This is a genomic window from Cognatiyoonia koreensis (genome assembly GCF_900109295.1).
Classification (GTDB): domain Bacteria; phylum Pseudomonadota; class Alphaproteobacteria; order Rhodobacterales; family Rhodobacteraceae; genus Cognatiyoonia; species Cognatiyoonia koreensis.
Genome location: NZ_FOIZ01000001.1, coordinates 176,892 through 187,079 on the forward strand (window position 1 = coordinate 176,892; position 10,188 = coordinate 187,079).

Annotated in this window: 10 protein-coding genes; 7 read left to right on the forward strand and 3 right to left on the reverse strand. The window is 58.7% G+C overall.

Going from position 1 to position 10,188, the window contains the following annotated elements; all coding sequences use genetic code 11:
- Nucleotides 1-79 precede the first annotated feature (79 nt).
- From BMY44_RS00895 to BMY44_RS00905, 3 genes are read left to right on the forward strand one after another with little or no spacing between them, the layout of a single operon-like run.
- On the forward strand, nucleotides 80-1,621 hold the full coding sequence (locus tag BMY44_RS00895) for a trimethylamine methyltransferase family protein (protein ID WP_089989132.1): 1,542 nt from the start codon (nucleotides 80-82) through the stop codon (nucleotides 1,619-1,621).
- Nucleotides 1,618-2,520: an ROK family protein gene (locus BMY44_RS00900; RefSeq protein WP_089989135.1), complete on the forward strand. Its 903-nt coding sequence runs from the start codon at nucleotides 1,618-1,620 to the stop codon at nucleotides 2,518-2,520. Before BMY44_RS00895 ends, BMY44_RS00900 begins: the two co-directional genes overlap by 4 nt.
- Nucleotides 2,517-3,641: an N-acetylglucosamine-6-phosphate deacetylase gene (locus BMY44_RS00905; RefSeq protein ID WP_089989138.1), complete on the forward strand. Its 1,125-nt coding sequence runs from the start codon at nucleotides 2,517-2,519 to the stop codon at nucleotides 3,639-3,641. The genes BMY44_RS00900 and BMY44_RS00905 overlap by 4 nt, the downstream gene beginning before the upstream one ends.
- Here BMY44_RS00905 and BMY44_RS00910 read toward each other — a convergent pair.
- Genes BMY44_RS00910 through BMY44_RS00920 form a run of 3 tightly spaced genes read right to left on the reverse strand, consistent with a single transcriptional unit; the run spans nucleotide 3,638 to nucleotide 6,419 of the window.
- Nucleotides 3,638-4,315, reverse strand: a complete 678-nt coding sequence (locus BMY44_RS00910; RefSeq protein ID WP_089989141.1) for a GntR family transcriptional regulator — start codon at nucleotides 4,313-4,315, stop codon at nucleotides 3,638-3,640. The two genes, BMY44_RS00905 and BMY44_RS00910, sit on opposite strands and share 4 nt — an antisense overlap.
- The gene (locus tag BMY44_RS00915) at nucleotides 4,312-5,328 is read right to left on the reverse strand and encodes a Gfo/Idh/MocA family protein (protein ID WP_089989143.1); all 1,017 of its coding nucleotides are present in this window, start codon (nucleotides 5,326-5,328) and stop codon (nucleotides 4,312-4,314) included. Before BMY44_RS00915 ends, BMY44_RS00910 begins: the two co-directional genes overlap by 4 nt.
- A complete protein-coding gene (locus BMY44_RS00920) occupies nucleotides 5,325-6,419 on the reverse strand; it encodes an isocitrate/isopropylmalate dehydrogenase family protein (protein ID WP_089989146.1) in 1,095 nt (364 codons plus the stop codon). Before BMY44_RS00920 ends, BMY44_RS00915 begins: the two co-directional genes overlap by 4 nt.
- 186 nt (nucleotides 6,420-6,605) lie before the next feature.
- On the opposite strand from BMY44_RS00920, the gene BMY44_RS00925 reads away from it, so the two are divergent.
- The 4 genes from BMY44_RS00925 to BMY44_RS00940 all read left to right on the forward strand — a co-directional run bounded on the left by BMY44_RS00925 (nucleotide 6,606) and on the right by BMY44_RS00940 (nucleotide 9,984).
- On the forward strand, nucleotides 6,606-6,896 hold the full coding sequence (locus BMY44_RS00925; protein WP_089989149.1) for a putative quinol monooxygenase: 291 nt from the start codon (nucleotides 6,606-6,608) through the stop codon (nucleotides 6,894-6,896).
- A complete protein-coding gene (locus BMY44_RS00930) occupies nucleotides 6,893-7,690 on the forward strand; it encodes an N-acyl homoserine lactonase family protein (protein ID WP_089989153.1) in 798 nt (265 codons plus the stop codon). The genes BMY44_RS00925 and BMY44_RS00930 overlap by 4 nt, the downstream gene beginning before the upstream one ends.
- A 210-nt stretch (nucleotides 7,691-7,900) precedes the next feature.
- Nucleotides 7,901-8,806, forward strand: a complete 906-nt coding sequence (locus tag BMY44_RS00935) for a lipid A-modifier LpxR family protein (RefSeq protein WP_089989156.1) — start codon at nucleotides 7,901-7,903, stop codon at nucleotides 8,804-8,806.
- Nucleotides 8,807-8,922: 116 nt separating this feature from the next.
- On the forward strand, nucleotides 8,923-9,984 hold the full coding sequence (locus BMY44_RS00940; RefSeq protein ID WP_089989159.1) for a Hint domain-containing protein: 1,062 nt from the start codon (nucleotides 8,923-8,925) through the stop codon (nucleotides 9,982-9,984).
- Nucleotides 9,985-10,188 lie beyond the last annotated feature (204 nt).

Sequence of the window (10,188 nt, forward strand, 5' to 3'; positions counted from 1 at the left end):
CCCACACGGTCCGTTCGCTATTTTCGAATAGCTGTTTGTTTTGATTGCAAAGACCGGCGGCGCGGTTTCCACTTTGACCATGAAAAAAACCGCGACGACTGAAGATACCCAGCGACCGCCGCGTTCAGGACGCAAGGCACGGCTGGTCAAGCACGCGCTGCCCCCAGCAATCAACCCGGCACCGCCGGGGCAGGTTGGGGGCATGTATCGCCCGCTGACAGAGCCGGATTTGCAGTCGATCTATGACACGGCGCTACGTCTGCTGTCCGATCTGGGTATGGGCGAGGTGCCAGACCGGCTTGCGGCCGATCTGGTGGCTGCGGGCGCACAGACACGTCCGGATGGCCGTTTGCAGATGCCTCGCGCCATGGTCGAGGACGCCATCGCCAAAAGCGCCAAGCGTTTCACCCTGCACGGGCGCGATCCTGACCGTTCGATCGAGGTTGGCGGCGATCGGGTCTATTTCGGAACCGGTGGCGCGGCAGTACAGACACTTGATCTGGACAGCGGGCTTTACCGCCCGGCCACACTGCGGGATCTGCATGACTTCACGCGTCTACAGGATACGCTGGATAATGTGGCCTGGTTCACGCGCTGTTGTATCGCGACGGACGTGGCGGACAGTTTCGATCTGGATGTGAACACTGCCTACGCCCTGATGTGTAACACGACCAAGCCGGTTGCCACCGCATTCACCGTGGCGGACCACGTCGCCCCGATTGTCGATCTGTTCGATATCGCTGCCGGGGGCGCGGGCGCTTTTGCCAAGCGTCCGTTCGTCAAGGCGCATATCAGCCCTGTCATTTCGCCGATGCGCTTTGGCGCGGATGCCGTTGATGTGGTTTATGAATGCATTGCGCACAACATCCCCATGTCCTGCATCACGGCAGCACAGGCGGGTGCGACAGCGCCGGCGACCCTTGCCGGGTTTCTGGCGCAGTCGCTGGCTGAAACACTTGCGAGCCTTGTCATGGTCAACGTGATCTCGCCCGGATATCCGATGGTCTTTTCCAATTGGCCGCTGGTCATCGATCTGCGTAGCGGTGCCTTTGCGGGCGGAGGCGGTGAAACGGCCTTGCTGAACGCGGCCTCTGCGCAGTTGTCCAACTGGATCGGCCTGCCGTCCGGTGTGGCCTGTTCCATGACCGATGCAAAGGCGATTGATGCGCAATATGGCATCGAAAAAGGCATGACCAGCCTTGCGGCAGCTCTTGCGGGCGGCAATCTGATCTATGAAAGTTCCGGCATGACCGCCGCCCTGCTAGGCGTCAGTTTCGAGGCCTTCATTCTGGATGACGAAATGCACGCCATGACCTATCGCACCTTGCGCGGCGTCGAGGTGAATGACGACAACCTGGGTTTCGAGGCCATCTGCACAGCGGTTCTGGGTGCTGGCCATTTCCTTGGCGAAGCCCATACATTCGCGGCGATGGAACGCGATTATCACTATCCGCGCCTTGCCGATCGCGCACAGCCCCGCACCTGGGCCGAAGACGGTGCACGCACTGCATGGGACAGGGCGAGGGACAAGGCGCGCGATGTGTTGGCCACCCATCATCCGCAATACCTGACCGCGGCGCAAGATCGTGCTATCCGCGACCGTTTCCGGATTCTGACATGACTTTCGCAATCGGCATCGACCTTGGCGGGAGCAAGATCGAAACGCAGGTTTTCGACAATAACTGGCAGGTTGTTGCAAAGCGGCGCGTCGCGACGCCGACCGCCTATGACGATCTGATCGCGATGCTTGCCGCAGAGATCGGTTGGGCGCGGGGCATTGCCGGCGCGGACTGCCCAGTCGGCATTGGGTCTGCAGGTCTGATCAACCGGGCGACAGGTCTGGCCTTGGCCGCGAACTTGCCGATCACGGGCAAGGCGTTTCCGGCCGATATCGCACGGTCGATTGGAAGCCCCGTTCATGTCCTGAATGATTGCCGCACGCTTGCCTTATCCGAAGCCATCTTTGGCGCAGGACATGGCCACCGGAGCGTTGCGGCCATTGTCATGGGGACGGGGGTGAGCAGTGGTCTTGTCATCAACGGTGATCTGGTGGACGGCCCGACCGGCACGGGGGGCGAAATCGGCCATACCTCTGCCCCGGCGCATCTGGTCCAGCAATATGGTTTGTCGTTGGAACCGTGCAACTGCGGGCGCACGGGATGTATCGAGCAGTTCGTCGCTGGTCCGGGGATGGCGCGATTGGCGCTTGCACTGACTGGTCATGCTGCAGATCCTGTGGTTATCGCCAGCGACCGCGAGGGGGTTTTCGCGCCAGCTTGGCAAGCATGGAATGCTTTTGCCGGCGATCTGATCTGCAACCTCGTGCTGACCGTTGATCCCGATGTCATCGTTTTGGGCGGCGGGTTGAGCCGGATCGCTGGAGTCACCGAAAGCCTGTCGCTGGCGGCGCAAGCTGCCCAGATCGGTGAATTTGCGATCCCGCCTATCGTTCTCGCCGCCGGAGGAGAGACAAGTGGCGCGCGCGGGGCGGCTTATGCGGCGACGCGGTCCTTGGCATGAGCAACAATTGGATCATTCCTGAACGCCTGTTCGATGGTCGCGATTTGCGCGAAGGGTGCGCCATCCGCATTGTAGGCGGTGTCGTGACCGAAATCATGGAAAGTGGCATGGCACCACCGGACGCTATCAGTTTGGCCGGTTTGCTGTGTCCCGGATTTATTGATGTGCAGGTCAATGGTGGTGGCGGAGTGCTTCTGAACACAGCACCCGCGTGCGATGGTCTGAAGGCGATAGCTGCGGCGCACAGGCGTTTCGGAACCGTCGCGATTATGCCAACCGTCATCACTGATACCCCCGAAACGCTGGAGCGCGCGGTTGCTGCCGTGATCGCGGCGAAGGGTGAGAGGGGCCTTCTGGGCCTGCACATTGAAGGCCCGCATATCGCGAAGGACAAGCGGGGGACGCACGCGGCAGAGCATGTCAGGCCTATTGATGCCCATACGTTTGATTTGTTGGAAAAGCTGTGCGCTGCTGGCTTGCCCGTGATGATCACTATCGCGCCTGAGGCGGCGACCACTGCGCAGATCGCGGACATGGTGGCGCTGGGCGTGATCGTATCGATCGGACATACGAATGCTTCTGCAGCACTTGTCGCGCAGGCAATTGCGGCCGGCGCGCGATGCGGCACGCATCTGTTCAACGCCATGTCGCAGATGCAGGCGCGCGATGCGGGAGCCGTTGGGGCACTGATCAATTCGGAATGTTTTCTTGGCATCATTTGTGACGGACATCACGTTGCGGACGAGATGATCGCGCTCGCCTGTCGGGCGCGCCCGGTCGCTGACCGCATGATGCTGGTGTCCGATGCAATGCCCACGGTGGGCGGGCCGGATCGTTTCAGGCTTTATGATCAGACGATCACGCTGGCGAAGGGGCGGCTGGTGAATGAAGACGGCGCGTTAGCGGGGGCACATACGACCATGGGCGCAAGCCTTCAGCGCCTGATCGCAAACTGCGGTATCGACCGAACAGAGGCGCTGCGCATGGCGATCACAAACCCGGCTGAAGCGATCCGTCAGCCCGAGCGTGCGCAGCTGATTGGTGCTGCCATTGATGATGTGGTGGTTCTGGACGAAAGCCTTTGTTTTCAGCGCTTTCTAAGTGACCAGCTGGCTGGTTAAAGCGCATTCAAATGGTGCTTTGCCAAGAGCGCGATTAGGATGCGTTTGGCATTCATCCGGTGTGCGCGGTGGATGTTGCGCGCCGCCTCTGCTTCGCCGCGCGATATCGCTTCAAAGACGCCACGATGGTCGGCATTGGACTGATCGGGGGCGGGACGCATGTAAAGCGTGACCATGCGCGCGCGCCGCACTTGATCCGACATCATCGCGGCGATGATCTGCACACGGGAGTTTCCACCAAGACGGACAAGTTCGCTGTGAAAGCGTTCATCGCTTTTTGCCCATTCTGTGCGGTCGTCACGAGCCAGCGCCAGTTCCATCGCATCGATACTGCGGGCCAGACGGCCAAGGTCCGCCTTTGTATACCCGCGCCGCGCGGCGTCGGCGGCCGCGAGACTTTCGAGTTCTGTCAGAACGTCATAAATTTCAGCCATATCGCCGGGTGACACGGGCGTGATCCGCACGCCTTTGCGGGGACGCACCTCGAGCAGGCCTTGCGATTCAAGGATCAGGACCGCTTCGCGGACCGGTGTGCGCGACATGCCAAGTTTCGTTGCAAGTTCGCTTTCCAGATGGTCCGTTCCCGCACCGAGTTCCCCTGAAAAGATCAGCGCACGCAGCTTGTCCACGGCGATGGTGGAATTAGGTTTTGATTTGCTTCCTGCGGGGGTCATTGGGAAGACACTACCACTTTTTTCTGGTGTTCTGCCGACGAATATATCGCCTGTTCCGTTTTGATCACAATAAGATACGCCGCCGCCGTATTCTCGAAAGGTGCGAGTCCCTGTAGTGCAGCGATGACGTGGGATTGCAGGTGATAGGTGCAATCCCCCCCAAATGTGCCGGACTTGTCGGGTGCCAGCAGAACCTGCGAATCCTGCGAACCGAAGGCGCGCAGATGAACCGACCCGTCCCCAAAGAGGGACAATGTCCCTTTGTCACCTTCGAACAGCCCTTCGCCCATGGTGCAGCGGGTGTTTTCGGCGGCGTGGTCCAGACAGCGGTTTGCATCGAAAATCGTGCGTACGCCGTTAGGGTGATCGAACAGAAGCACGGCTGCATCCTCGCCCGCGATCACCGGATTGACCCGCCGCAAATCAGCATAGACAGCGGTTGGGTCGCCAAAGAGATAGCGGAACGTATCGACCCAGTGCACACCGGTTTCATGGATTAGAAAGCGGTCCATTTTCTGAAAGTAAGGCTGGCGCGCCAAATAGGCGTCGGGCCCTTGGCCATCACCGGGGCGTAGCCGGAACGTCGCCTGCAGCGGCGTTCCGATGTCGCCGTTGTCGATCGCGGCCTTGATGGTGCGATACCAGGGCTGAAACCGAAAATTTTCGTGGACGATCAGTGTAATGTCCTTTTCGTCGGCCAGTGCGACTATGTCTTCTGCTTCTGCGAGTGATGTGCAAAAGGGTTTCTGGCAGATGATGGTTTTGATCCCTGCCTTGATCGCCGTGCGGATTGCCCGTGCGTGACCGGCAGGCGGGATGATGATGTCCAGAAGTTCTGGGGTAGCATGTGACAGCATGTCATCCAGTGCACCGAATGCGGGAGCAGGGGTGGCCTGTGCCTTGGTCAGATCGGTATCGGCGACCCCGACAAGCGTGGCACCGTCGATACGCTGCCATGCGTCGATGTGGAACTGGCTGAAATAGCCGGCACCAAGACAACCGACGCGGATCATGTCTGCGTCAAAAGCGCGTCGCCGATGGCGGCCGCCGCTTGCGCTGTCGTTGCCGTGCCGCCAAGGTCAGGCGTGACATCGGCGCGCCTTGCTACCTGCGCATCAACCGCCGTGCGCAGGCGCTGGGCATCGGTATTCATCGCAGACACGCCGTGTTTCGTACCAAGCCAGTCCAGCATCATCGCTGCCGACAGGATCATCGCGAACGGGTTCGCCTTGCCCTGACCGGCGATATCGGGCGCAGATCCGTGGCACGGCTGGAACACAGCGTTCTTCAGTCCGATATCCGCCGAGGGGGCAAGGCCCAGACCGCCCATCAGACCTGCCCCGAGATCTGAAAGGATATCGCCGAACATGTTTTCCGTTACCAGCACGTCGAAATCCCACGGTTTTTGCACCATCCAGAGGGCGGTTGCGTCAACATAGGCGTGATCGGCCTTCAGGTCTGGGTGCTTTGCGGCCTCTGCATCGAAGATTTCGCGAAAGAAGGCGAATGCGCGAAACACGTTCGCCTTATCAACACAGGTCACGCGGCCCGACCCACGCCCTTGATGTTTGCGCTCTGCGGCGAGGTTGAAGGCGAAGGCAAACAACAACTCGGATACGTCCCGCGTGATCCGCAGGGTTTCGCGTGCTTCGTCGTGGGTCACTTCGCCCTTGCCTTGCGTATAAAACAAACCTTCTGTGCTTTCGCGGATCAGGACGAAGTCGATGGACCTGCCCGCTGCCATCTTCAGCGGGGTCAGCCCGCCTTCGCTGACACGCACCGGACGCACCCCCGCAAAAAGATTGAAAGCCTTCCGCAAATCAATCTGTGGCGAGATTTCTGTCCCGTCGGGATAGCGCACATGGGGCAACCCCATGGCAGACAGCAGGATCGCGTCTGCGCTTTGCGCGGATGCGAGCGACGCCGCGGGAAGGCTTTCACCGGTCTTGGCATAATGGGCCGCACCAGCTGGCAGCTTCAGAAACGTGAAATCATAAGCGCCAGACGCTTGCGCAAGATCACACAATAGCGCGACTGTCGGTTCCATGATTTCAGGCCCGATACCATCACCTTCGAAAACAGCGATCTCGAAATTTTTTGCCATGATGTATCCTTGTGCAGCGCCTATTCATGTCCGGATAGACTATCTTTCGTCACGCGACCTCACTAACGTATTTATTAATGCATACGCAATTTGACAAGACGTGATTCTCAGGCGGGCATCACGTCTTTCATCACTGTCGCTGAACCGCCATACTCACGACAGACAGGATCGGGGGAGGCGGATCAAGTGTTTGCAGTTTGTGTCACGTTCAGGATCAAACCAGAACATCTGGACGAATTCATGCCAATCATGCGCGCCAATGCTGCGACGTCTTTGGCCAGCGAACCGGATTGCCACTGCTTTGACGTACTGACCGACCCTGATCGCCCTGATGAGGTTTTTCTATACGAACTTTACAATGATGCTGATGCCTTTCAATTCCATCTTGATAGCAGCCACTTTCGATCGTTCGACGGGGCGACCGCCAAAATGATCGAGTCAAAGGACGTGCTGACCTATCGCGGAGTCGCAAGATGAGCGTGTGGGAGGTACATGCCGTCAAGTATGCGGACCGGAATGGACGGACCCGCGCAGACAGTTTCATTTTCGATGATAACCACGACCAGCCCCACGCCATGGATTATTTCATGTGGGTCCTGCGCAAGGGTAGCGAGACCATTCTTGTCGATACCGGTTATGACGCAGCAGAAGCCGAAACGCGCGCACGGCCCATACGTATGGAACCGGCGGAGGCGCTGCGTCCGCTTGGGATTGCGCCCGATGATATCACGACCCTGATTGTTACCCATCTGCATTATGACCACGCTGGCGGTCTGCACCTGTTTCCGAATGCGACGCTGCATATGCAAGCCGCCGAAATGGCCTATGCCACGGGTCCGTGCATGTGCCATGACACGTTGCGCATGCCATTCACGGCAGATCATGTCTGTGAAGCGGTCAAGCGGCTTTATGCGGGCAAGGTCGTCTTTCATGACGGTGACGCCGAAGTCGCGGATGGTGTCACGGTGCACTGCATCGGAGGCCATTCGCGCGGATTGCAGGCGGTGCGCGTGCGCACGGATGCAGGCTGGCTGGTCCTGGCTTCGGACGCGGCGCATTTCTACGAGAACCAGCGCTTGCGCAAACCCTTTCCCATCGTGGTGGACCTGCAGAACATGCTGGATGGTTTTGCCACACTCGACAGACTTGCCAGCCACCCCGACCTGATCATTCCGGGGCATGATCCACTTGTGCGCAAGGCGTTCCCGCAAGATATCGCGGACCATATCGTGCGGCTTGATAAGGGTCCGACCGGCAGGATCGATATCTAGGATGCGGCGCTTCAAAATGTGCGCAAACATAGAAGCTGTTAAGACATAATAAACCATTCTGGCTGATGCTTAAAACTCGCCGACTTGTTGGTCGGGTTTCAGGTGTTGCCAGTCTGACATCACGGAAATCGAACTAATTTCCGGGTCTATTCAGGAAACCTGATTCTCTTCTATCAATGTCTGGCTGGGGGCGCAGTCGAAGGATTGACCATGCGAAGTTTGCTGACCGCGGCCATCATATTTCTGTCTGTCCTTGCATCTGAAGCCGCAGCCGAACAGCGCGAAGCAATCGGTACAGGGCGTCTGTTTACCAACGACTATTTCGGCGATCAGCGCGATCGTTGGCGCACCGGCAGTTACGTCCTTAGTCACCTGCGGAGTCCTGCCCCTTATGATGGTCAACCGCGCCCGTTCGGCGATATTATCGAATACCGGTTCAGAGGCGAAATCATTGCGCCGCAAACCGGTGGCAACAATGAAGGCATGCGCCCCTATGTCGGCGCGCTTTCCCTGGGCGCGCATACGCATTTCGGATTTGGTGGTTCGCTGGCAAGCCTTGGTGCGGATGTCACTGCGATTGGGCCACAAACAGGACTCGACCGTTTTCAGGAAACTTTCCACGAGGCGTTCAGCCTCCCGCTCCCCTCGCGTCGCAACCAGCTTGACGATGAGGTTTTCATAAGCGGAACAGCTGCGCTGTCGCACCTGATACTACTTGGCGATGATGTGACCTTGCGCCCGTTCGCAGAAGCACAGGTCGGCGTTGAGGATATCGTGCGAGTGGGGGGCGACGTCATCATCGGGGCCGTCGGGCAAGAAGATCTGATGCTGCGGGATGTTGTAACTGGGCAACTCTATCGGGGGACGACAAGCGCGGGATTTGGGCCGTCCATCATGGTTGGTGCCGATATTGCCGCCGTGGGCGATAGCGCATATTTGCCTGCCGACAGCGGTTATGTTGCGTCTGAAACGCGCACACGGGCTAGGGCTGGTGTGCATTATCAGGTGTCAGAGGATATCTCGTTCTTCTACGGGATGACATATCTGTCCGAAGAATTCGAAGGCCAGCCCGAAGGGCAAGTGCTTGGATCACTGAAACTGAACTTCAACTTCTAAACAAAAAGTTAACGGTTGAAGCGGGCGCATCTTGATTGATGCGAATCCAGCTTGATACGGTGCTGGCACAAATCCGCGCGTCAATGACGCGGAACGAATGAGGCAGAGTATCAGGCATGAAAACGGGCTTTCGAGGCACGTTCGTCATCTCCTGGACGCAAACGGAACTGGACGGGCAGCAATCCCCGCCGGTTGCCGATCTGGGTCCTGGCCGTTCATGGTCATGGACCGGTGAAGCTGTGCGCGTCGATGGGCCAAGCGGTGTATTGCCGCTGGGCATGTCCGAGGGTGAGGCAGACCTACGCAAACGCGCCGCGCTGACGGTGCGCCGTTTGCTGCTGTCAATGCAGACGGACACGTCGCGGCTGGACCGCGTCGTTTTGCAGGATCCGCTTTTTGATAAGAATTTCGTTGTGACGGACGGTTTCGACACGTGGACGGTCGCCGTTGTGAGTTGCGGGGCAGGGCGCAAGCCGCTTTTGATGTTCCAAGGGGAAATTCCACCGCGGGCGCGCGAACTATGGGTCGTGCGCGACAATATCGGCGCACGCCTGCGGTCCGAGGCACAACAACGTCCGGGCGGTGTCATCTGCTTTACGCCGGGCACGATGATCCTGACCGATCAGGGCCCCCGCGACGTTGCGTCGTTGCGCGAAGGGGACAAGATCCAGACAAAGGACAATGGTGTTTCTGAAATCCTGTGGCTTGGCCAGCGTCATGTCACCGGCGCAAGGCTGATGGCGATGCCAGCACTTGTTCCGGTGCGGTTGCGCGCCGGTGCGCTTGAAAAAGATGTGCCCGATGCGGGGCTGCTTGTCTCTCCCGATCACCGGATGGTGCTTAGGGGGCCACGTGCGCGCGCCTTGTTCAGTGCGGACGAGGTGCTGGTACCAGCGCGCGATCTGGTGAACGATCATACCGTTATCCGCGACCACGCCGTCAAGGCTGTGACCTATATTCACATGCTCTTGCCACAGCACGAGATCGTTTTTGCCAATGGCGTTGCGACCGAGAGCTTTCATCCGGCAAGTGCTGCGCTCGCGACGATGCAGGCTGATGAAAAAGATCGGCTTTTTGATCGCATCCCGGACGTTCGCAGGAACGTTGATGCCTATGGCGGATATGCCCGCCGCGTACTGAGCAAAAGCGAAACAGCAATCTTGCGCCACTACGCCTGATCCACTGTCTGCGCGTCCGCGGTGACACATTTGCAATTTTTCCCCGTCACGCAAGCAGTGGAAACCACAACCACATGTTGTGATTTCAATCCAATTTGCTACACATGGCGGTATCAGACGACCGCTGTACGGCGCATCTCGTATCAGCAGCAAGACCATATGCAGGGATTGTGAAATCATTTCACGGGCTTGCGCGACGCGGCT